This is a genomic window from Commensalibacter communis (genome assembly GCF_947179015.1).
Lineage (GTDB): Bacteria > Pseudomonadota > Alphaproteobacteria > Acetobacterales > Acetobacteraceae > Commensalibacter > Commensalibacter communis.
In genome coordinates this window covers 263,193-287,494 of record NZ_CAMXCM010000003.1, presented here as the reverse complement: position 1 = coordinate 287,494, position 24,302 = coordinate 263,193, and the positions used below count along the sequence as shown (strand labels likewise).

19 protein-coding genes are annotated in these 24,302 nt (G+C 37.9%); 14 read left to right on the top strand and 5 right to left on the bottom strand.

Features of this window, described 5'->3' with window-relative positions; genetic code table 11:
* Nucleotides 1-580 precede the first annotated feature (580 nt).
* The 5 genes from PQG54_RS08025 (at nt 581) to lpdA (ending at nt 6,761) form a co-directional block, all read left to right on the top strand.
* Nucleotides 581-1,480 carry an SDR family oxidoreductase gene (locus PQG54_RS08025; protein ID WP_271788620.1) on the top strand — a complete coding sequence of 300 codons (900 nt, stop codon included), beginning with the start codon at nt 581-583 and terminating at the stop codon, nt 1,478-1,480.
* 330 nt (nt 1,481-1,810) lie between these two features.
* The gene (locus tag PQG54_RS08020; protein ID WP_271788619.1) at nt 1,811-2,773 is read left to right on the top strand and encodes a thiamine pyrophosphate-dependent dehydrogenase E1 component subunit alpha; all 963 of its coding nucleotides are present in this window, start codon (nt 1,811-1,813) and stop codon (nt 2,771-2,773) included.
* A 12-nt stretch (nt 2,774-2,785) separates the two neighbouring features.
* Entirely contained in the window at nt 2,786-3,805 is a 1,020-nt protein-coding gene (locus PQG54_RS08015) for an alpha-ketoacid dehydrogenase subunit beta (protein ID WP_271788618.1), read from the top strand.
* A gap of 1 nt (nt 3,806) precedes the next feature.
* Nucleotides 3,807-5,351, top strand: a complete 1,545-nt coding sequence (locus PQG54_RS08010) for a 2-oxo acid dehydrogenase subunit E2 (protein ID WP_271788617.1) — start codon at nt 3,807-3,809, stop codon at nt 5,349-5,351.
* A gap of 9 nt (nt 5,352-5,360) precedes the next feature.
* Nucleotides 5,361-6,761 (top strand): dihydrolipoyl dehydrogenase, encoded by a 1,401-nt coding sequence (gene lpdA, locus PQG54_RS08005; RefSeq protein ID WP_271788616.1) that lies wholly within the window; start codon nt 5,361-5,363, stop codon nt 6,759-6,761.
* A gap of 52 nt (nt 6,762-6,813) precedes the next feature.
* On the opposite strand, the gene recQ is transcribed toward lpdA, so the two are convergent.
* The 4 genes from recQ to cydD form a co-directional block, all read right to left on the bottom strand.
* Nucleotides 6,814-8,652 (bottom strand): DNA helicase RecQ, encoded by a 1,839-nt coding sequence (recQ, locus tag PQG54_RS08000; RefSeq protein ID WP_271788615.1) that lies wholly within the window; start codon nt 8,650-8,652, stop codon nt 6,814-6,816.
* A gap of 12 nt (nt 8,653-8,664) precedes the next feature.
* Nucleotides 8,665-9,054, bottom strand: a complete 390-nt coding sequence (locus PQG54_RS07995; protein ID WP_271788614.1) for an OmpA family protein — start codon at nt 9,052-9,054, stop codon at nt 8,665-8,667.
* An 87-nt stretch (nt 9,055-9,141) separates the two neighbouring features.
* Nucleotides 9,142-10,824 carry a thiol reductant ABC exporter subunit CydC gene (gene cydC / locus PQG54_RS07990; RefSeq protein ID WP_271788613.1) on the bottom strand — a complete coding sequence of 561 codons (1,683 nt, stop codon included), beginning with the start codon at nt 10,822-10,824 and terminating at the stop codon, nt 9,142-9,144.
* A 1-nt stretch (nt 10,825) separates the two neighbouring features.
* Entirely contained in the window at nt 10,826-12,526 is a 1,701-nt protein-coding gene (gene cydD / locus PQG54_RS07985) for a thiol reductant ABC exporter subunit CydD (RefSeq protein ID WP_271788612.1), read from the bottom strand.
* A gap of 210 nt (nt 12,527-12,736) precedes the next feature.
* Between cydD and PQG54_RS07980 the strand changes: the two genes are divergently transcribed.
* The 8 genes from PQG54_RS07980 (at nt 12,737) to arsH (ending at nt 21,163) form a co-directional block, all read left to right on the top strand.
* Complete coding sequence (locus PQG54_RS07980; RefSeq protein ID WP_271788611.1) at nt 12,737-13,483, top strand: glycosyltransferase family 2 protein; 747 nt, start codon at nt 12,737-12,739, stop codon at nt 13,481-13,483.
* Nucleotides 13,483-14,208 carry a TVP38/TMEM64 family protein gene (locus PQG54_RS07975; RefSeq protein ID WP_271788610.1) on the top strand — a complete coding sequence of 242 codons (726 nt, stop codon included), beginning with the start codon at nt 13,483-13,485 and terminating at the stop codon, nt 14,206-14,208. Before PQG54_RS07980 ends, PQG54_RS07975 begins: the two co-directional genes overlap by 1 nt.
* 36 nt (nt 14,209-14,244) lie before the next feature.
* Nucleotides 14,245-15,810 carry a hypothetical protein gene (locus tag PQG54_RS07970; protein WP_271788609.1) on the top strand — a complete coding sequence of 522 codons (1,566 nt, stop codon included), beginning with the start codon at nt 14,245-14,247 and terminating at the stop codon, nt 15,808-15,810.
* A 14-nt stretch (nt 15,811-15,824) separates the two neighbouring features.
* Complete coding sequence (locus PQG54_RS07965; protein ID WP_271788608.1) at nt 15,825-17,081, top strand: hypothetical protein; 1,257 nt, start codon at nt 15,825-15,827, stop codon at nt 17,079-17,081.
* Between the two features lie 142 nt (nt 17,082-17,223).
* Entirely contained in the window at nt 17,224-19,032 is a 1,809-nt protein-coding gene (locus PQG54_RS07960) for an ABC-F family ATP-binding cassette domain-containing protein (RefSeq protein WP_271789520.1), read from the top strand.
* A gap of 96 nt (nt 19,033-19,128) precedes the next feature.
* Nucleotides 19,129-19,404 (top strand): metalloregulator ArsR/SmtB family transcription factor, encoded by a 276-nt coding sequence (locus tag PQG54_RS07955; RefSeq protein ID WP_271788607.1) that lies wholly within the window; start codon nt 19,129-19,131, stop codon nt 19,402-19,404.
* 8 nt (nt 19,405-19,412) lie between these two features.
* Entirely contained in the window at nt 19,413-20,453 is a 1,041-nt protein-coding gene (arsB, locus tag PQG54_RS07950; protein ID WP_271788606.1) for an ACR3 family arsenite efflux transporter, read from the top strand.
* Entirely contained in the window at nt 20,450-21,163 is a 714-nt protein-coding gene (gene arsH / locus PQG54_RS07945) for an arsenical resistance protein ArsH (protein ID WP_456304912.1), read from the top strand. Before arsB ends, arsH begins: the two co-directional genes overlap by 4 nt.
* Nucleotides 21,164-21,212: 49 nt before the next feature.
* On the opposite strand, the gene PQG54_RS07940 is transcribed toward arsH, so the two are convergent.
* A complete protein-coding gene (locus tag PQG54_RS07940) occupies nt 21,213-22,211 on the bottom strand; it encodes a Gfo/Idh/MocA family protein (protein ID WP_271788604.1) in 999 nt (332 codons plus the stop codon).
* A 524-nt stretch (nt 22,212-22,735) separates the two neighbouring features.
* Between PQG54_RS07940 and secD the strand changes: the two genes are divergently transcribed.
* The gene (secD, locus tag PQG54_RS07935; protein ID WP_456304911.1) at nt 22,736-24,295 is read left to right on the top strand and encodes a protein translocase subunit SecD; all 1,560 of its coding nucleotides are present in this window, start codon (nt 22,736-22,738) and stop codon (nt 24,293-24,295) included.
* Nucleotides 24,296-24,302 lie beyond the last annotated feature (7 nt).

Below are 24,302 nucleotides of genomic sequence, written 5' to 3'. Positions count from 1 at the left end.
TTTATTTATTAAAAATGTAACATTATTTAATAATACTTATAAAAAAAATTAATATTAAAATATTGTTATTATTTTTACTTCAAAATCTACGTCTGCCGATTTAAATAAAATCCCTGCGTTTAATATAGTCGCCACTTCATTGCTGGTTGGGATAAAGTTAAACATAATCGTCATGATCATATCTTGACTATCTTGAACATAGAGTGCATGCTTTTTTAACTGGTTACGTTTATCCTATATATTCACTCTTAATTTTTACGCACTTATTTGATAATCCATCTCCGTCCAAAAAGTAAATTGCGCCATAATCAGTTTTTAAAACTTACAAATTTCTTTATTTTGTCTATAAATATTTTCTAAGTTCATTAGTAGTAAAAGTAGTTATTCCTACATCTACCGTCAAATTTCATTAAATAATGATAATTATTATTATAATGATATACAAATAATCCAAGATATGATTAAAATATATTTTCGACATATTACTTAATGATATCAACACTATTCCTTGATTAAATTGCAAGCGTTCATAAATGTTAATTAAGTATTATCCATTCATATATTAATAGGTATATAGACCATGTCACAACAAGATATCTACAAAATGCAAGATCCAACGACTGAGTTCTATCATGACAAATTTTCCAAACAATCACAACCAGCCCCAGCGATACAATCCAAAATGCAGCCAATACCTGACTGTGGTGAAACAAGCTATAAAGGAAGTAATAAATTAGCTGGACGTAAGGCTTTAGTTACCGGAGGAGATTCAGGTATTGGAAGAGCCGCTGCTATTGCCTATGCAAGAGAAGGAGCAGATGTCGCCATTAACTATTTACCTGCCGAACAAAGTGATGCAGAGGAAGTAGCCAATATTATTAAGTCTGAAGGTCGGAATGCTGTCTTAATACCTGGAGATCTAAGTGACGAAGGGTTCAATAAACAAATGGTTGATGAGGCCTACCAAAAGCTTGGCGGATTGGATATTCTTGCCTTAGTCGCTGGTAAACAACAAGCCACAGATGGTATCTTGAACATATCAACAGAGCAAATGCGTAAAACTTATGAAATTAACGTATTTTCTTTATTTTGGACAATAAAAGCAGCGCTATCCTATCTTCCTAAAGGGGCCAGCATTATCACGACTTCCTCCATCCAAGGATACCAACCAAGTGCTATTTTGATAGATTATGCATCAACTAAAGGAGCTATTACAACCTTCAGTAAGGCCCTAGCCAAAGAATTAGCACCTAAAGGTATTCGAGTAAATATTGTAGCCCCTGGACCCATTTGGACACCTTTACAAGTTTGTGGAGGGCAGCTCCAAGAAGACCTTCCAGAGTTCGGCACAGACACACCACTTGGTAGAGCTGGTCAACCTGTAGAATTATCCAGCCTATACGTTTTCTTAGCCTCTCAAGAGTCCAGTTACGTAACAGCCGAAGTCTTTGGTGTTACAGGTGGCAATCATTGTCCCTAATCTTATAATTTGTAAAATGTTACTTCAGTAACCTAAATATCGAGCGTCACAAAAAAAGTCCCATTAATAGGGACTTTTTTTAATATTATTAAATGAACTTCATAGGCAACTATTCCGTTTATCTTCTCTCTCCACAATTTATAACTTAAACTGACTTCTACTATCCAATGGAAACTCAAGCAAACACAAGTCTACACAATTTTCACAAACAAACCTATATCTCTACAAACTCCAGATATCGTAACAATAAATTGAATTTATTGTTCTAAAAGATAAATAATATTCATGTATGATTAAGTTATCACCAATATATATTAAGGAGGTAACATCATGAAATTAACAGAAAATCAATTGCTTGATGCTTATAAACATATGCGCGATATTCGTGAATTTGAAGAGCGCCTTCATGATGAAAACACCACAGGGGATATTTCTGGCTTTATCCATTTATATAGTGGTGAAGAAGCTGTTGCTGTTGGTGTATGTGAAAATTTAACAGATAAAGATTATATAACTTCTACCCATCGTGGTCATGGTCATTGTATTGCCAAAGGATGCGATATACACGCCATGATGGCTGAGATTTTTGGTAAAGACGAAGGTCTATGCCGTGGTAAAGGTGGCTCTATGCATATCGCCGATTTAGATAAAGGGATGCTGGGCGCGAATGGGATTGTTGGGGGTGGACCTCCACTTGCAATCGGTGCTGCACTGACCGCCAAAACGTTAAAAACAGGTGGCATTGGATTATCTTTTACAGGGGATGGCGGATCAAGCCATGGTCTGACTTTCGAAGCCATGAACATGGCTGTTGTTTTACAATTACCTGTAATATTCATCTTTGAAAATAATGGATTTGGCGAAGGCACAGGATGTGATTATGCCGTTGGCAGCAAAGATATTGCTGGACGTGCCGCTGGATTTGGAATGCCTGCTGAAAAAGTGGATGGTACAGACTTTTTTGCGGTTTATGAAGCTGCACATAAAGCCATTGAACGTGCACGCGAAGGAAAAGGTCCCAGCGTTATCGAAGCGACAACTAATCGCTTTTATAGTCACTTTGAGGGAGACCCTGGTCTGGTCAGATCCAAAGAAGAAATTGAATATATCCGAGAACATAAAGATCCTTTGAAAATCTTCCGACAAAAAGTCAAAGGACAAGTCAGTGACGAAAAACTCGATCAAATTGATAAAGACTCAAAAGCGTTAGTCGATGATGCTGTAAAAAAAGCCCGTGCAGCAAAAAATCCTGAAGTGTCTCAATTATATACTGATGTTTATGTTTCTTATTAAGGAGAAGATGTCATGTCAAAAAAAAGCTATAGAAATGCGATTAAAGAAGCCATTGAATTTGAAATGCGTCGTGATCCAACCGTCGTGGTTATTGGTGAGGACGTCCGTGGTGGGCATGGAGCCAAAAATACAGAAGAAAATAAACTTGAAGGTTTTGGCGGCGTATTAGGCGTTACCAAAGGGTTATGGACTGAATTTGGCTCGGAACGTGTTATTGACACCCCGATTACTGAATCAGCCATTATTGGGATGACCGCTGGTGCCGCAGCAACAGGATTACGGCCAATTGCAGATTTGATGTTTATGGATTTTTATGGGGTTTGTTATGATATGTTATATAATCAAGCCGCTAAATTTCGATATATGTTTGGCGGAAAAGCCAAAGCTCCAATGGTTGTACGGGGTATGATTGGTGCAGGATTTTCAGCGGCAGCACAACATTCGCAATCTCCTTATCATATTTTTGCCTCTACCCCTGGGTTAAAGGTCGTGGTTCCTTCCAGTCCTTATGATGCCAAAGGTTTACTGACTCAATCGATCAGGGATGATGATCCTGTCGTATTTTGTGAACATAAATTACTTTATGATATTACAGGTGAAGTTCCCGATGATGATTATACTATTCCTTTTGGTGTCGCAAATTATACGCGACAAGGTACCGATGTTACCATCATCGCCCTGAGCTTAATGGTTCATCGTGCCAATGAAGTCGCTGATAAACTTGCTAATGAAGGAATTTCTGTCGAAGTTGTTGATCCGCGCACTATTTCCCCACTAGATGAAGAAGGTATTTTAGAATCTGTGGCTTCTACAGGTCGAGTTGTCATTGTTGATGAATCTGCTGCACGCTGTGGATTTGCACATGACGTCGCCGCCCTGATTGCACAAAAAGGATTTTATTCATTAAAAGCGCCGATTGAACTAGTAACCCCACCTCATACACCAGTTCCATTCTCAAATGTTCTAGAGCAAGCATGGTTGCCCAGCGCTGAACGTATAGAAATTGCTGTTCGTAAAGTTTTGGAGGTATAATATGAGTAATATTCAAACCTTAGAAGTCCCCAAATGGGGGCTGTCGATGCAAGAGGGAAAAATTACCCAATGGACCATCAAAGAGGGTGATTCCTTTAAAAAAGGGCAAGAAATTTGCGTTATAGAAACCACTAAAATTGCAAATTCTTTGGAAGCGCCATTTGATGGTACATTAAGACGTATCATAGGAAAAAATGGATCGGTATTAGAGGTTGGTGCGATTATTGGCGTTTGTGCAGACACATCCGTTTCAGATCAGAAAATTGAGCAATTTATTCAATCCTTATCTTCCAACAAAGGGAGTGAACCTCAAGAACAAAAAACTGAAGCCAAAGCAACCGAACCTCAACAAACAAAATCACCATCGACACCGACTGTAACCACATCCAAGTTGGACACGCCAACGTCAACTAAACCGATAGTAAATGATAATTTTTTAATCCCTTCGGATTTACAAGGGTATCAAGAAAATAGCAATCTCTTTGCTACACCTCATGCAATAAACATGGCGCAAAAACACAATGTTAATCTTGATAAAATCCATGGATCAGGCCCTCAGCAACGGGTCAGCATCAACGATATTCAAAAAGCAGTCATTGCCGCAGGCGGTCAATGGCCTGATGTTAAAAATCAACCTGCTAAAACGCCTGCTAAGTCCACCGCTGATGATAGTCATATTCTAGCAACGCCACTAGCAAGGCGTATGGCAGAAGAATGGAATATTAATCTTAATGATTGCAGGGCTTCAGGCAGCCGTGGTCGTGTCTGCAAAGAAGATGTTGAGGCTGTTTATTATCGTAATCATCCTGTTTCCTCTCCTTCATTACCAGCTGCCACACAACCTGAACCCACAAAACTTGACTTTACCGCTATACCAATGGACGGTATGCGTAAAACAATTGCTGAACGACTTCAGGCTGCAAAATCGGAAATTCCTCATTTCTATCTGACAATAGATGTTGATGTCAGTGCATTACAGGAACTTCGTACGGATATAAATAGTAAGCTACCCAGTGTCAAAATTTCAATTAATGACATGTTCCTAAAAGCGATTGCCAGTGCATTAATCGCAGTACCTGAGGTTAATGTGCAATATGACGTTGAGAATCAACAAATATTACAATTCGATCAAGCCGATATATCTGTTGCTGTTGCTATTCCCAACGGATTAATTACCCCTATTGTTAAAGCTGCGAACAAAAGAGCATTATCAGATATATCAACGACAATGCGCGATTTGGCAACGCGTGCAAAAACGGGCAAATTATCCCCTGACGAATTCCAAGGGGGTAGTTTCTGTATTTCCAATTTGGGTATGTTTGGCATTAAACAGTTTGAAGCCATTATCAATCCACCTCAAGGAGCCATCTTAGCCCTGGGAACTGTGGAAAAACGGGCTGTTGTCAGGGATGATGTCATTACCATTCGCCCTATGGTAACTTTAAGCATGTCCTGCGATCATCGAGTCATTGATGGGGCAACAGGTGCGAAATTCTTAGCAAGTTTGAAAGAATTCGTTGAAAATCCAATGGCTTTCTTAGCATAGGAGTATAACATGCAAGAAACACGATTTGATCTGATTGTCATTGGAGCAGGTCCAGGTGGATATGTTGGAGCCATTCGTGCTGCTCAATTGGGATTGAAAACCGCAATTATCGAAGCCAAGGATTTGGGAGGGATTTGTCTAAATTGGGGCTGTATCCCAACCAAAGCCATGATTGGTGGCGCAAAATTAGCACAAAAAATCCAACATGCTTCTATATTTGGGTTTGAAATAGATAATGTTCAATTTGATATCAAAAAGTTGGTGCAACATAGCCGTACTGTTTCAAAACAATTAGTGGCAGGCATTGGACATCTATTACAAAAAAATAACATCACTCTGTTTAAAGGCACCGCTAAATTGATTGCCAAAGAAAAACTAGAAGTGATGGATGATAAAGAACAAATACAAATTCTTTCTGCTCCACATATTATCGTCGCCACAGGTGCAAAAGCGACTACTTTGCCCCAGTTACCCATTGATGGGCAATATATTTGGAGTTACAAAGAAGCATTAATCACTGAACATTTACCAGAATCTTTATTGGTTGTTGGTTCTGGCGCAATTGGCAGCGAGTTTGCGAGCCTTTATCATGATTTAGGTTCTCAAGTCACCTTGATTGATATTGCCCCTCAAATCATGCCAACAGAAGATCATGAAGTTGCAGCATATGTTCAAAAACAATTTGAACAAAAAGGTATTACCATCTTAACGCAATCTGCCATACAGAAAACTTCTATCATTGATGGAAAAGTCCAATGCGAAATTCAAACACCGCAAGGAATACAAACTATTCTCGTGAACCATGTTCTTTCTGCCATTGGGGTAACGCCCAATTCAAAAGGACTTGGATTAGAAGAATTAGGAGTGGAATTCGATAAGAAATTCATTAAAACGGATGAGTGGTGTAAAACAAATGTTGTCGGTATTTACGCCATCGGTGATGTCGCAGGTGGGCCTTGTTTAGCACATAAAGCCAGCCATGAAGCCATTCTATGTGTGGAAAAAATAGCTGGAGTGCATGGGGTACATCCTTTGGATCGCACGCGTATTCCAGGATGTATTTTCACCAACCCTCAAGTTGCTAGCATTGGATTAACCCAACAACAAGCCACAGAGAAAGGTTACCCTGTCCGCATTGGAAACTTTCCTTTTCAAGCCAATGGGAAAGCACTGGCCATGAATGACCCCGTTGGTTTTGTAAAAACAATTATCCATCAAGATACAGGTGAGATTTTAGGGGTGCATATGGTTGGGCATGACGTGACTGAGCTTATTCAAGGATTTTCCATTGCGAAAACATTAGAGGCAACCGATGAAAGTTTGGCCGAAGTCATCTTTCCTCACCCGACTTTATCAGAAACAATGCATGAAGCTATTTTATCAGCCATGCAAAGAGCTATTCATATCTAGCATTCAGATCATCAAAAAATGGGAGCTCATTCTCCCATTTTTCAAAATTACATCACTTAGAAAGTGTATATTCTAATAGAACCTTGCCATACCGATCAATTTTACTGTCCCCAATTCCTTTGATCATTTTTAACTCTTCCAAAGTTCCAGGGCAAGTAATTGCAATTTCACGTAAAACTGCATCATGAAAGATAATATAAGGTGGAACTTCTTGTTCCCTCGCCTCGGATAAGCGCCATATTTTTAGTTGGTCAAATATCTTTTGTTGTGCTTCGGTAAGATCAATTTGTTGAGAATAAGAAGCTGATTTTTCAACTCTTGATTGGACGATATCTTCTCGCAAATATAATTGTTCATTTCCTTTTAACAAAGGAAGTGCTTTATCTTGGTTGAGAAACAAATTTGAATGCTCAGCACCTTGCCTTAACGCATCTTTGGCCATTAATTGTCGAATAACCGCCCGCCAAAATTGATTAGGCTTATCTTTACCAATACCAAATAAAGGCAACTGGTCATGCTGGTAATTTTCTATATTATTGCTTTTCTTGCCCCTTAAGACATTAATAATATGTAAGGCACCAAATCGTTGACCCGTTCGATATACTGCCGATAATACTTTTTGAGCAGCTACTGTGCCATTCATCAATGAAACAGGTTGTTTGCAATTATCACAATGTCCACATGGCTCTTTTAATTCTTCCCCAAAACAACGTAACAAAATCTGCGTGCGACAATCTGTGGTTTCAGCAAAAGCAATCATGGTATTTAATCGAGATCGAGCAATTTTCTTTTGTTCTTCATCGCTATTGGATTGTTCCAACCAGTATCTTGCTTTAACAATATCTTCACCACCATATAGCAATACCGTTTCAGCGGGATCACCATCCCTTCCTGCTCTACCAATTTGTTGGTAATAATGTTCTGGACCTTTTGGCATGTCTAAATGCACAACTAATCTTACATCGGGCCGATCAATCCCCATACCAAACGCAACCGTTGCTACAACAACTAAAGGCTCTCCCGAACGAAAACGCATTAGAACGGCTCTTTTCTCAATTGCCGACAATCCAGCATGATAGGCAAGCCCCGTAAATCCACGGTCGGTTAACATATTGGCGACACGTTCTGCTTTATTTCTGCTGCCACAGTAAATAATAGAGGCAGCATCCTTATGCTTTTGTAAAATCGTTAGTAGCTGTTTGGTTTCACCATCTTTGGGTAATGCTCTGATAAATAAATTCGTTCGATGGAAGCTTGCTTGTAATATGGTCGCTTCAGGCATGCCCAGAGAAGCAATAATATCTTCTTTCGTCATGGGATCCGCAGTAGCGGTTAGCGCAATCCTTGGCACTCCTGGAAACATAGACGACAAATTCGTCATCAATCGATATTCTGGGCGAAATTCGTGCCCCCAAACGGATACGCAATGGGCTTCATCAATGGCGATTAAAGATAATGGAATTCTATCAAGAAATCGTAACATTTCATCAGAAAGTAATCGTTCGGGCGAAATATATAATAAATCGAGTGACCCGTTGAGCATATCTTGGCGAATTGATGCCGCTTCTTGTGGCTCTAACTCTGAATGTAATGCGCCTGCATTAATCCCTAACTGCCTTAAAGCAGCCACTTGATCGTCCATCAAAGCAATCAAAGGGGAAATAACCAATCCCATGCCTAGTCTACATAAGGACGGTATTTGATAACAAATGCTTTTGCCACCACCCGTAGGCATTAACAATAATACATCTTGACCGTTCATCACACAGTCGATGGCTTGTTGCTGAAGCCCTCGGAAATTATCATATCCAAAAACATGTTTCAAAATTGTTTCTGGAGTCATATCCATCTTTGTTGGATCGTAATCAGTCAATAAAGATGGATATTTCATTCATCAAAACTATTATTTAACTTCGATTTCTACACGACGTGCAGCAACTTGACTGCGTCTATTTTCAGGTTGTTGAGGTGCATCATGTACGCGAGATTTGTCAACACCTTCGGCAACGATTTCTTGTGCAACCGCCTGAGTGCGCTGAGCTGCCATCATTTCGTCCAAAGACAAATCACCATAAACTGCTGCATATCCCTCAACATAAACTTGCTTATCTGGGAAGCTTTTTGCATATCTGACAGCTTGGTCGATGGTCGTCATCGCAGCATCATCCAATTCGCTGGATGCAAAGGGAAAGAAAACAACATAAGTTCTGTCATTATTCGGCGTTAGGGTTGGTGTTTGTGAACAAGCTGCCAACATCAAAGAGCCAAATACAATTGGTAAAAAACGACGCATTGAATTTTCCTTAACTTCAAAGCACAATATTAAAAAACTTAGTTTGTAACATACTCATATTTTAACATAAAAAATATAAAAATATTTTTAATTTTCACAAATCAAACAACTGTCAGATAAACGCCATACTTTATCTAACTTTTCTGTGCCTGTAAGACGATGAGCAATTAAAATAATTGTACGATCAGTTGAAATTTGATTAAGTATTTTAAAAAACTCCATTTCAGTGTCTGCATCCAATCCCGTTGTTGGCTCATCAAGCAACAGAATCGGTGCTTTGGATAGTAAAGTTCTTGCCAGCGCAATACGACGACCTTGTCCACCAGACACTTTAATTCCACCCTCACCCAGCCAAGTATCTAATCCATCTGGCATCGCTTTGACAACATCAGCAACAGCAGCTTCTGATAATGCTTGCCATAACTCGTCATCTGTGGCCTGAGGATAACTCAACAACAAATTTTGCCGAATCGTATCATCAAATAAATGAGTATTTTGAGATAACCAAGCAATTTTTTTGCGAACAGATTCTTCGGTTAACACAGCTAAATCTTTGCTACCAAGGGTAATTTTACCTTCTTGTGGAGCGATTACTTTTAAAAGTAATGCAGCCAAAGTTGATTTTCCAGCACCCGATGGACCAATAATTGCTACTCTTTCACCCTGAGAAATTTTTAAATTTAGGTGGCGATAAACAAAAGGACGATCTTTATTCCATTGAAATCCGATATCGTTCAGTTCAATGTCTGTTTGTTCTGGCGCTTCTTCGCTACCTTTAGGCACATCGTAACCATGTCCTTTATTCACCCCAACAACTCGCGTTGCTGCGTTAATAATTTGACCAGCCAATCCACCTGCTTTAGTTAAAGGAACGACGACTTCAAAAGCAGTGATTGTTAAAAATAGACATACAACAATATGTGCAGCCCCTATCCCATGAAATCCTATATCTAAGGCAGCTGCTAAAATAAGCAAAACTGCAACTTGGCTGGATATAAAGGATAAGAAACTCATCAAAGCAATGATCTTTGCTTGCTTAAATTGTTTTTCAAACAGTTTTTTCTCACGAGCATCAAGTAAGGCAGTAATCCGATCTTCCGCCCCAAAGGCTCTGATTTCTCTTAACCCTTGAATAAAATCCAGAACACCTATTCTGAGTTGAGCCACGGAATTTAAAATAGTCTGCCCATGTTTTTTTGTCATTAAAGCTGAAACAAGCGGACATACAAATCCAGCCAAAATATATAGAAACGCTATGCAAAACGCCAGTGGCAAATGGACTGAACCAATAACGAAAGCAAGCACTAGAAACGTGAGGATAGAACCTGCAAAAGGCAGCATTAATCGCAAATATAGTCCATCAAGTGTCTCAATATCCGACACTAACCGCGATAAAACATCACCACTGTGACGAAATCCTAATCCCGCTGCGGCCCCTTTGGATAGTTTTGCAAAAAACCAAACTCTAAGATCAGCAATCGCTTTGAACATGACATTATGTGTGTATAAACGCTCGACATAACGCATTAGAAGGCGACCACCACCTAATAACTTTAAGAATACTGAACTAATCACCAGCATTCCCATGGCTGCAAAAGCAATCTTACCGCCCGCTGAACTCATCAATGTTAACCCCAAAGCCAGTGCGATTAAAGAGAAAATAATCCCAATGGTTAAAGAAGCGATGTGGGGCTTCCAAACAATAAAAATCTGCTGAAATGCTGCTTTAGGCGTTTCTTGTTGTCTCAAAGGATCTTGAATATCTGACATCTTACTCTACCTCTGTTTCAGCGATAATACGCCCATGATCCAATTGTATATGCTTGCCTTGTAGTCGTTGTCCCAACGCAGAATGGGTTGCAAGAATAACAGTTCTATTTTGTGAGAGCTGGATCAAACTCGTAAATATATCCTGTTCTGTAACGGGATCAAGATGCGCAGTAGGTTCATCAAGGAACAATAAAGGTGCATCTTTTAAATATGCTCTGGCGATGGCAACTCGCTGTGCTTGCCCTCCTGAAAGACCGTATCCTCCTTCACCAATCATCGTGTCCAATCCATTCGGCAAAGCAGACAAATATTGATCAATCGCTGCGCCTTGCACTGCTTTTTTGAGTTCCGCTTCTGTTGCATTAGGTTTGGCAAATAAAATATTTTCTCTGATTGTTCCTGAAAATATTACTGGTTTTTGACCGATCCAAGCAGTTAATGCAGATACAGATTCATGCTTAATTGTTATAAGATCGATACCATTAAACAAGATTTGACCTGATGTCGGTTTGATAAACCCAAGCAACATACTGATAATCGTTGATTTACCAGCACCCGAAGCACCAATTAATATAGCTGTACTATTAGGAGCCACTTCAAAACTGATATTTTCAATAGCATTACCTCTTTTCTCATCCCAAACATAAGAAACTTTATTAAAAGTGATATGAATAGAATTGTTCTCGTTGAAAATATGATCAGATTCTGATTTTTTTGGAACTTCTGGCAATTCAACCACTGAGGCTGCTGCACCTGCTAATTTTGCTCTGTCCTGATAAGCCAGGGCAAGGCTACGCAAAGGCGCAAAAAAGTCTGGTATGATTAACAAAGCAAATAACGCATGCACGACGGGAATAGTATGCTCACCCCCAACAGAGGTAAAATGCTGCACGTCCATCAACGCAACTAAAAGAATAGCAATAATCATTGCACAATCGATCGATGCTGAAGATAAAAATGCTACACGGAGTACTTTCATCGTTCTTATTCGTAATTCATTTGCTGATTCAGCAATTTTTTTTGCCTCGTCCTCTGCCCTGCCTGCTAGGACAATCGTAGCGATCCCTTGGATACGATCTAAAAATCGTGCTTGCAAACGGGTCATTGCCAGAAATTGTTGGCGAGCCGCAACCGCAGCGCCAATTCCAAAAATTGCCTGAGCAATTGGAACCATCAACCCACAAATACCAATGACTAATGCTGCCCACGGTTGCACAAAGAAAATACAAACTAAAATAATACAAGGTGATACAAACCATAGAATAGACGCAGGCAACCATCGAGAAAAATACCCGTCCAATGCTTCTACTTGGTCGACCACTAAGCTCGCTAATCCGCCACCTGACTGGCGATATAAAATAGAAGGTCCAATTTGCATGATATGTTGGACAAACTCTGAACGTAATCGATGTCGTGCTTTTAATCCAATTTTTGTTGCAATCAAATCTTCACTATAAACGATAAGTCCTTTTAATAGAAATAAAATCACAAAGCTGATTAACAGCATGAATGGACTAAACCCAATCGATTGAGATAATGAGGGAACTAATAGCATCCCTAGAATTTGTGCAATACAACATGCCAATCCCACTGCAATAAAACTGGAAAATATCCCCAAAATAACCATAGGAAAAACAGATCTTTTTCCAGTTTTTGTCTGTAGTTTCGTCCAAATTTTAATTTGTGCTTTATTATTTTGCATCGAGATTCGCTTTGTCCAATAAAGAAGATCGAATATTTGTCATTGAAAATACATATTTATCTATAATCGAATAACTTTATATGTAAAATTAATTTTTTACCTGTTACCCAAATAAAACAACTATATTTAATCTTATTTTTAAGTTCTTTTAAACCATAACATTCTTATGTAAAACAATATTACACAGATCATAAATAAGAATGATGTATCATGATAAATAACAAAAAAATTGCTGTTATATTACCTGCGTATAATGCTGCCTTGACTTTACAAAAAACTTTTGATGAAATTCCTCATGATATTGTCGATGATATTATTCTAACTGATGATGCCAGTAAAGACAAAACCGTTGAAATAGCCCATCAGCTGAATATCCATACGATTATCCACCAGACCAATAAAGGATATGGCGCCAATCAAAAAACTTGCTACAAAGCTGCTTTGGACAGAGGTGCAGATATTATTATTATGCTACACCCCGACTATCAATATAGTCCAAAACTATTAAGCGCCATGGTTTGTATGTTAGTTTCTGGTCATTATGATGGTGTAATTGCCTCTCGTATTCTGGGGAAAGGAGCTTTGGCTGGCGGTATGCCGCTCTATAAATATATTGCCAACAGAGGGTTAACCTTTGTTCAAAATATTTTGTTAAATTATAAACTGTCAGAATATCATACTGGATACAGAGGATGGACAAAAGAAGTATTAGAATCTCTTCCGCTAGAAACATATTCCGATGATTTCATCTTTGACAACCAGATGATGGCCCAAGCAATTTATCACGATTTTCGCATAGGCGAAATCTCTTGCCCGACTAAGTATTTTAAAGAAGCGTCGTCAATTAATTTTAAGCGTAGCATGATTTATGGTTTAGGTGTGTTAAAAACTTCAGTTGATTACCGTCTAAGTAAATTGGGATTAGTTTTAAACAAACGACAAAAAAACAAACACTGATGTCTAAAAACAGCTTTACAAAAACAATTGGCTTATTAACTTTCTTTTTGGTCATTCTTGTTATGATAGGTGGTGGTATAATAATAAGCCATTATGCTGACACTTTTAATCATCTAATAGAATTTTATAAGAATATTCAACAGACTTCTTCAATTAAGGGTCTTATTCTTAGTGAATTTGTCCAAATTGTAATAGCACTTTGTGGAGTTTTACCCGCATCGAGCGCGGCTATTGGCTCAGGGATGTTATATGGTATTTGGAAAGGTTTTATTTTATCCGCTGTTGCAACGTTAATCGGTGCTTTTATTTCTTTTTATCTCAGCCGTTCAATTTTTAGATTACATATTGAAAAAATGCTAAAGCGATCTGTTAGAATGAAAAAACTAGACCATTTACTGCATTTAGAGGGATGGAAATTAGTGTGCTTGTTACGTATATCACCCATTATGCCATTTGCATTAACAAGCTATGCATTAGGGTTAACTTCTATTTCATTACGTTCATATTTGATAGGTACCTTGGCATCTCTTCCCGCTTTACTTGGATATGTTGTGATGGGATATATTGCCAATACTGAGATCAGCTCTTTACAAACGCAACATATTGCCTCTATTAAACATCTTTTACTTGCAGTTGCGTTTATTGGAACAGGTATACTTGTTTGGCATTTAGGGAAAATTATGAATAAAATTTTTAAACTTCCTGCCTCTCCTAAACAAAACTAAGCTCTTTCTCTTTATTAACAGTGAAAGCTCCATATTTTGTCTATCAAAATATTAAAACAACGCAATAACCAGACAATTTTATTACTGTTTTTATATGTTTTTTTTCTATTTATACGTGCTCCTGATATTTTAATACAGGGTCGCTTTTGGGCAGAGGAAGGAAATATATTTTATGTAAACGCATATAATATGAATCCTCTACATGCTTTATTTGTCGTCTACGGTGGATATATCAATCTTGGTGCCAGTGGTGCGACTTTAATCGCTCGGTTTTTGCATATCCCTCTTGAATATGCTCCTTATGTCACGACTTTTACAGGGCTATTTTTTCAAATACTACCAATTTACCTGTTATTAACCGCTAAAGATGAATGGTTGGGTCCCTTTCATATTCGTTTATTAGCAACTTTGTTACTTTTATTCGTCCCTGAATCCTCAGAAATTTCATTACAAAGTTTACATATCCAATTCCATCTGACACTTGCATGTGCGTTTATTGCTCTTTTAAAAACGGACGCTCAATATCAGCGTTGGTTTAAACTAATGTTGCTTTTTTTCGCGCCTCTATGTGGTTTATTACCGATTATTTTGCTCCCAATTTATCTTATTCAATTTATAAACGACAAAAATTATCGACGAATAGAACAATTCTTTGCTTTATTCTTGGGTAGTCTTATCCAGCTTGCTTTTTATCTTTATAATATCAAATTCAATATTGATATCAATAGTACAACAATAGCACGTCAAGGGCATTTTTCTTTTGCTGATTTGTGCAGCGTTATTTATGTTCGAGATTTGGTCTTTCCATTTTTAGGACATCGATATGATGTTATTATTAAAATAATCGTCAAAATATATTATGAACTACAAGCGCACCATCTTTTTATTCCCATATTGATTATCATAGGATTATCTTTAGTCATTGCGTTGATTTGCATGATTAAATACTCGAAAATACGCAGTTTGTTAGTCTTTTTTATAACAATATGCTTGGTTATCTTCTTTGTTGTTTATGGTGTCATCGGTAAAACTATTCTCTTTGCTTACCCTTACTATCTCAATAATCTTGAAACATCGATGATCATTATGGCAGATGTTTTTCATCATCTAGAAATCAATCAAGTATCAATTAAATCTTGTGTTATCACGTGTATCTTCTTGGGTGGTGTTTCAAGTATTTTTATTCTATACCCATCCACACGTAAAGCTTTTATCCTCTATATTACTGCTTTATTAACTCTATCTTTGGCTGTTTATGGGGTTATTGGGGGAACGATTCAACTTGTTAATCCATATTTTACAGAAAGATACACGTTTTTAAGTCAAGCATTATTTGCGATCATGATCCTTCACTTTTCCATCAGCTTACCAAAAACCGGAAAATTTATTACTAATATTGTTATTCTGTGGTTACTTATCGTGGGAAGTTTCAATTTCTTTCAGTTATTACCAGAAGCCAAAGATGGTGGTGGACATATATGGAAACAAGAGTTACAAAAGTGGAAACAAAATTCCGATTATCGTCCTAAAATATGGAGCAGCGGTTGGTATATAGTTGTTCCTGAACAGTTTTCAAACTCGATATTTGCGCCTAAAAAGTAATTAATAGTTTAGTAATGACAATGATAAAAGAATATTTCAAACAGCAAAATGTTCAGACATTTGCGTTATTGTTATTTGTTGCACTTATTCATTTAACACGCTCTCCAGAAGTCCTGATCGATAGCCGTTTTTGGGCAGAGGAAGGTGGTTTCTTTACGAATGCTTGGGTGATGCCCCCTTTAAAAGCATTATTTTTTTCTTACGGTGGATATTTAAACCTTCCTGTTAACGCTGCGACTTTAATCGCGCGATGGTGTATACCCTTGATATATGCACCTTACGTTACAATGGGGATCGGGGTATTGTTTCAATTGTTACCCACTTATTTACTCCTCACAGCGAGAGATAAATGGCTTTCATCTTTCAAAATCCGCTTACTACTTGCACTCTTATTGCTTTTTGTGCCTGAGTCTTTAGAAATATCTTTACAAAGCCTGCATATTCAATTTCAACTTACGTTAGCTGCTGCTATTACCTTGATCCTAGATACCGACTCAAGACATCAACGATATTTTAAAATAAGTATTTTATTATTAACAGCACTTTCAGGAGTGATGAGTATCACTCTTCTCCCATTATATTTATTACGTTGTTTATTGGACAAAGAGCTTCTGAGGTTCGAACAATTTATTATATTATTAATTGGAAATGTGATTCAATTTTCTTGTTTTTATGAATCATTTCATGATCGCAAATATTATTTTTCGATGACTGATTTTCTCAGTATTTTTTTTGCAAAAGATTTATATATTCCTTTTTTTGGAAATAATTCCTTATCCAATTCTTATTTGCTTTACCTTCAATCGCTTATTAAAGCACAACAAATTCCTATCTTTGCATGCAGCGTTAGTATTTTTGTTCTACTCACAATTGTTTATTGTTTTTATAAATACCCAAATACCAGACTTGCAAGTTATTTACTAAGTTATAATTTGTTAAATTTAGCTCTTGTGACTTTTGGTGCAATTGGACCAAGCTACTGGTTTTTTGAACCTTACTTTAATCAGCGTTATGCTTTTATCAATCAATCATTAATGTGTGTCTTGCTGACATATTTTATTTATACCCTGCCGAAAAAAGGTCGATATATATGTGGTCTATTGAGTGTTTGGTTGTTAATTATTAATTATCACAATTATTATCATTTTGTTTCTCATTCCTATGGAGTTACCCCCTGGCGAGAACAAGTTAAACTATGGAAACAAACCCCTAATATTAAGATTGAGATATGGCCCAAAGGTTGGTTTGTAAAGCTACCTGTAACGCATTAGCTTAGCCATGAGCATTTGGTCAAAATCATAAATTATTTACGAACACCGTTATATTCAAAAGAATTAAATAATTCTACAAATAATGACATTGCCCCCGGATTATAATTAACGTAGTATCTAGCCCACTTATTCACTGAGGTTCATTATGTCCACACCTATTTTACTACTCCAAGATGTTTCTTTTACCCTTGGTGGCAAACCATTAATTGATAATGCAAGTTTCAGCCTCTCTGCTGGAGAACGTGTTTGTTTGGTTGGCCGTAATGGATCTGGCAAATCAACCTTGTTAAAGATTACTACTGGGCAACAGCACGCAGATTCAGGTAATATCTTTTTACAACCTGGCACGTCCGTGCAATATTTATCACAAGAACCTGATCTTTCAGAATATAATACAACATTTGACTATGTTTGTTCTGTGTTACCTGACCACGAAGATCATTATCGTGCGCGAATTTTGTTAGATGCGCTCGGGTTAGATGGCACTGAAAATCCTAAAAACTTATCTGGTGGGGAAGCTCGTCGTTGTGCATTAGCCAAAGCATTGGCTCCCAAGCCTGATTTGTTATTATTGGATGAGCCAACAAACCATTTGGACCTCCCTGCAATTGAATGGTTAGAAGCTGAGTTAAAATCGCTTTCCTCTGCCATGATTATCATCAGCCATGATCGACGGTTTTTAGAAAATATGGCCAATGGTATTATTTGGTTAGACCGCGGGCAAACTCGACAATTAGAACAAAAATTCTCTCAGTTCGAACAATGGAAAGAAGAATTCTTTGAACAAGAAGCCGTTGAACAGCATAAACTCAATCGCCAAATTGTCAGAGAAGAACATTGGGTGCGCTATGGTGTAACCGCTCGACGGAAACGCAATGTGCGCCGTATGGCAGAGCTTGCAGATTTACGCAAAAAACGCCAAGATATTATTAAAAACCCATCCATGACCTCCTTGCAAGCCAGTCAGGCGGATATTTCTGGCAAATTAGTCGTCGTGGCAGAGCAAATTAATAAATCTTATGGTGACCAAGTTATTGTAAAAAACCTTGATTTACGGGTATTACGTGGAGACCGTTTAGGAATTGTTGGCCCTAATGGGGCTGGAAAAACAACGCTTTTGCGTCTTTTGACAGGCTTAGAAGCCCCTGATAGTGGCGAAATTAAAATCGGGGTTAATTTAGAAGTCAATACACTAGACCAACAACGTAAATTATTAGACCCTAATAAAACGCTGGCTGATACGATGACGGACGGCAGTGGCGATTATGTTCAAATCGGCGATGAAAAACGTCATGTTGTTGGATATATGAAGGAATTTATGTTCAACCCAGAACAAGCCAAGACCCCTGTTCATGCTTTATCTGGCGGAGAAAAAGCTCGATTATTGTTGGCTTGTGCATTAGCAAGACCTTCGAATGTTCTGATCCTCGACGAACCTACGAATGATTTAGATTTAGAAACACTTGACTTATTACAAGAACTCCTCGCCTCTTATCCTGGCACCGTCCTTGTCGTCAGCCATGATCGTGATTTCTTAGACCGTGTCGCGACTTCGACCTTGATAGCCAATGGGAAAGGAGAATGGTTGGAATATGCTGGTGGCTATTCAGATATGATGGCTTTGCGCAAGCAAAATCAAAAAGAAGCTGACATTGCTAAAAAAGCAGCCTCTAAAACTGATGGTTCCGCTAAACCTGCCAAGAGTAAGACGCAAAAACTTTCTTATAAAGATCAATATGAGCTGGATCATTTACCAGAGAAAATTGAGAAACTAGGTGCGCAAATTGCATTATTAAATGAAAAACTTGCTGATCCTGTTCTTTATGAAAAAGACTCACAATCTTTTCATAAATTTACAGAACAACTTACTAAAGCCCATCAAGAACACCATCAAATGGAAGAGCGTTGGTTGGAGTTAGAAATGTTACAAGAAGAATTGAAGCAAAGTTAGTCTGATTTAAAAATGCCTTTAAATCGAAAAGCAATCTTCTCATTGAATATATATGATTATTCGTATATACATATATCAATATTAAAGGATATATCAATGAACCAAACAGATTTCTTCAAATGCCTTTCTGACCCTACCCGTTTGCAAATCATAAAAATGGTAATCAGCAAGAATAATATTTGCGTTTGCGAATTCACAGAACAACTTGCTTTTAGCCAGCCAAAGATTTCTCGTCATCTAGCATTACTGCGAACTCATGCGATCTTGCTGGATCGACGCCAAGGTCAATGGGTATATTATCGTTTAAATCCAGACCTTCCCATTTGGGCAAAAGAAATTTTAACCACTCTTTCGCAACATCCCATAGTATAAAAAGCAATATGTCTAAATCAAAACTCTCTTTTTTAGATCGCAACCTAACGCTATGGATTTTTATAGCCATGGCGATCGGTATTATAATTGGAAATTTTATTCCACAAATTCCACATTTTTTAAACCAATCCAGCGTTCATAATGTCAATATTCCAATTGCTATCGGATTAATTTTAATGATGTATCCCCCGCTGGCTAAAATCAATTACGCAACCCTACCCAAAATATTTAAAGATAAACGAACACTAACTTTATCTTTAATTTTAAATTGGATCATTGCACCGTGTTTAATGTTTGTGTTGGCAATTATATTTTTACGTTATAATTATGAATATATGACAGGATTAATCCTGATCGGGTTGGCCAGATGTATTGCGATGGTATTAGTCTGGAATGATTTAGCAAAAGGAGATAATCAATATGTCGCAGCCTTGGTTGCTTTTAATAGTATTTTCCAAATTCTATTTTTCAGCACATATGCATGGTTCTTTTTAACTTACCTTCCTCCATTTTTTGGGATCAAAGCAAAAGTTATATATATTGATTTTTGGTTACTAACCCATTCTGTATTGATTTATCTGGGTATTCCCTTTTTATTAGGCTTTTTAACTAGAATCATCTTAATCCATATAAAAGATGCAAATTGGTATCAAGATCAATTCTTACCAAAAATCGGCCCTATTAGCCTGATTGCACTGTTATTAACAATTATTGTAATGTTTTCCCTTAAAGGCAAAGATATCGTTCATTTACCTTTGGATGTCATTAAAATTGCTGTTCCTATGATTATTTATTTTGTGCTGATGTTTATGATTAGCTTTTTTATCAGCAAAAGGATGGGCAATACATATCCCATTACAACCTCAATTTCCTTTACCGCAGCAGGGAATAATTTCGAACTTGCTTTGGCTATTGCAATTGCAACCTTTGGGATTAACTCACCCGTTGCTTTTACAACCGTCATTGGCCCTTTGGTCGAAGTACCAGTTTTGATTTTATTAGTAAATGTTGCGTTAAGCCTTAACCGCAAATATTTTGAGAAAGAATAATCCGCATGGCTCTTCCAAATATTCATATAGAACAAATTGAAAAACCTTCTTTTGACAAAGTGCAAGCTAAAAACTTAACCCATCCACCACGTTTTTTATTACTTTATGGTTCTAACCGTGAGAAATCTTATAGTCGGTTGGCAGTGCAAGAAGCAGGCCGAATTCTAGAATATTTTGGTGGTAAGGTAAAAATATTTCATCCCAAAGGATTGCCTTTGCCCGAAAACGCAGACAATACTCATCCAAAAGTCAAAGAACTTTATAAATTATTAGCATGGTCAGAGAGCATGGTATGGTGTTCTCCCGAGCGTCATGGCTCGATGAGCTCTATTTTAAAAGCTCAAATTGATTGGATCCCATTAGCTGCTGGAGCTATTCGAAATACTCAAGGCAAGACCTTGGCATTAATGCAAGTCTGTGGTGGATCACAATCCTTTAATACCGTGAATCAAATGCGTATTTTAGGACGATGGATGAGGATGATTACTATTCCTAATCAATCCTCTGTTCCCAAAGCTTTTTTAGAATTTGATGAGCAAGACCGTATGAAACCATCTCCTTATTATGATCGTATCGTCGATGTGATGGAAGAGCTATATAAATTCACATTACTAACCAGGGGACAAAGTAATTATTTAACTAACCGCTATTCTGAACGCATCGAAAGTGCAGAAGAATTGTCAAAACGGGTTAATCAGAAAGAAATATAGTTCATCAACCTATCTTTCAAATGGAAAGGTTGATTTCTTCCATTTAAAATCAAAAACTCATCTTCTTCGAGCTTAACAACCCTGATGCTTGCATTCTTTCTCTTGATTCCTTAACACTACTAATCACTGCCAAAGCGGCTTCCAACGCATTTCGTCCAGCCACAGCATCGACAATCACAGGTGCGCCATCAAGGCAAGAAGCTGCAAAGGCTGCGTGTTCTTGTTCCAGGTTATCATGATCTTTCCATTTGACGGCTTCGCGTCTGAACCCATTGGTGCCAGGCAGAGGCAAACCTTTTTCTCGACCGATCATCACGAGTTGTTTTTCCATAAAATCTGCCGATAAATATCCTTCTTCCGAGAAAATCCGCATTTTACGCTCTGTTTTCAAAGAAATCCGACTGGCAGCAATCGTGGCAACGCAACCATTAACAAAAGTCACCCTTGCATTGGCGATATCTTCAAATTCCGAAGTCACCGCAGCCCCTAACGCATCAACTTTATCAATCGGAGAATTCACAATCGCCATCACCAAATCCAAATCATGGATCATCAAATCAAGAACCACAGAAACATCAACCCCTCGAGGTTTAAATGGTGCTATGCGTGTCGTTTCAATATAAAGTGGGCGTTTAATTCGTTCCGTAATGGCTTTTTGTTCAGCAGAATAACGCAGCAAATGACCCACTTGCAAAACAACATTTTTTTCTTTGGAAAGCTCGATCAAATGATCTGCCTGCTCTAGGGTCGAAGCAATCGGTTTCTCAATCAAGACATGCTTACCCACTTGAATGGCTTGAACCGCCAACCTGTAATGCTCCTCAGCTGGGGCAGCAATAATCAACGCATCACATTGATCCAATAATTCGTCCAAAGGCATATAAGGCACATTTCCAGCCTCTTTGCCAACACGCTCGGCATTCTCAATAATCGGATCATAAATCCCAATCAACTCTTCACGTTTAGACGCAGCCGCCTTTAACGCATGAAATCGTCCAAAATATCCTGCCCCTGCAATTCCTACTCGTAACATTGTTTTTTCTTTCATGCTGAAATCTTTTTTTCAAATGTATTTTACTGTAATTATTAATAATTGTTTAAAATCATGATGGCATACCATAAACACAATAAAAATATTTTTCTCTGGTTTCTAGGTCTATTTTAGTTTCCTTTGAAAAGTATTAATTCTAATTTATTACTTGATGCCTGATTTCACACTATAGATAGCTAAAATTATTCACAGTAAATTATCATTATATATTTATTACAATTGATCTCTCAAAGGCATAGCCACACAGCCTTCAAACTGATGTAGATATAGAAATTACTGACAACATATTTTTAATTCATTATATTTTTTTTGCTTATGATAGTGTAAATGAGTAACAAATTTATATTATTCTATTTTATACTGTTCAATTTTGTTTTATATAGCTTGTATCTTATTAAATTTTAGCTGTTTACTAAAACACTATTACACACCATGCGTCATAACGACATCGTCGTTAAGCGTTTTCATCAACCATTTTTAGTCCATTATGGTCTATAAATAAGGATTTAGTCGTTACTGCGATGATGTATTACAGCCGCAAGAAGCTAGCCCTGGTTATTCTTACCTGTTTTATTGGGCTATTATTATGTTTACCGAATTTTATGTCTGCTCCCTCACCCAAAATTCCGTGGCGTCAAGTCCATCTTGGGTTGGATTTACGGGGTGGTTCTTATTTATTAATGCAAATTGATTTGAATGCGCTTACCAAAAATCGACTGCAAACACTCAGCGATAATATACGCCAAACTCTGATCTCCAAAGATTTGGGGTATAAAGATATTCACAGCTCTGACAAAGATCATACGATCAGCTTTACTTTGCGCAGCTCTTCTGAAAAAGACGCTGTGTTAAAAGCATTAAATGCAATGCCCAAAGCGGTTATTAATGAATTTAGCATCAGTGCTGCGCCGAATGATCAAATTACGCTGACCCTTTCCCAAGATGCGATGAAACAACGTGGCAGCGATGCCATTGCACAATCGATTGAGATTGTCAGAAAACGTATTGATGCAACAGGAGCTGTTGATCCTTCGATTACGCGTCAAGGCGAAGATCGTATTGTTGTTCAGCTTCCTGGTGTTGATGATCCTGATCGTATTAAAAAACTATTGGGTACAACGGCAAAAATGACATTTCATCTGTTGGATGAAAATGCAACCAACCCTGACTTCCCTCCACCTGGTGTAACCTTTATGCCAATGATGGAAGATCCCTCCAGAAAACTACCTATTCGTGACCATGTCGAAGTTGATGGCTCAGAGCTTACCAATGCCAGTGCGGGAATGGATCAACAAAGTGGCGAATATGCAGTTAACTTTCAATTTGATACCGCTGGTGCCCAAGCTTTTGCCAATGTAACCAGAGCTAATATTGGTAAACCTTTTGCGATTGTGTTGGATAATCAAGTCATTACAGCCCCCGTCATAAGAGGCGTTATTCCTGGTGGTAGTGGCCAAATCACTGGTGGTTTTACAGTACAAAAAGCCACTGACCTTGCATTAATGCTACGTTCTGGGGCTTTGCCAGCACCATTGAAAATCATCGAAGAACGCACAATTGGGGCTTCTTTGGGTGAAGACGCAATCCGTGCTGGCGCGATTAGCCTTGCTGTTGGTTTTGCTTTGGTTATCGTCTTTATGCTTGTTTTTTATGGTCGTTTTGGATTTTATGCAGACGTTGCGTTATTTGCCAACCTTATTTTAATGACAGCTATTTTGTCTTTGTTCGAAGCAACATTGACCTTGCCAGGTATGGCGGGGATGTTATTGACCCTTGGTATGGCTGTTGATGCAAACATCTTAATTAATGAACGTATCAGAGAAGAAGTTCGTAACGGAAGAACCCCCTTGAATGCTTTACAAGCAGGATTTGACAGAGCGTTAAGCACCATTATTGATAGTAATGTGACCGCATTTTTATCTCACGTAATGCTCTTTATTTTTGGTACAGGACCGGTTCGTGGTTTTGCATTGACCATTACCATTGGTATTGTAACCACAATCTTTACGACTTTATGCTTGTCTTGGATGTTGATTATCCGCTGGTATGCGGTTACTCGTCCCAAAGAATTACCAGTTTGAAAGAAAG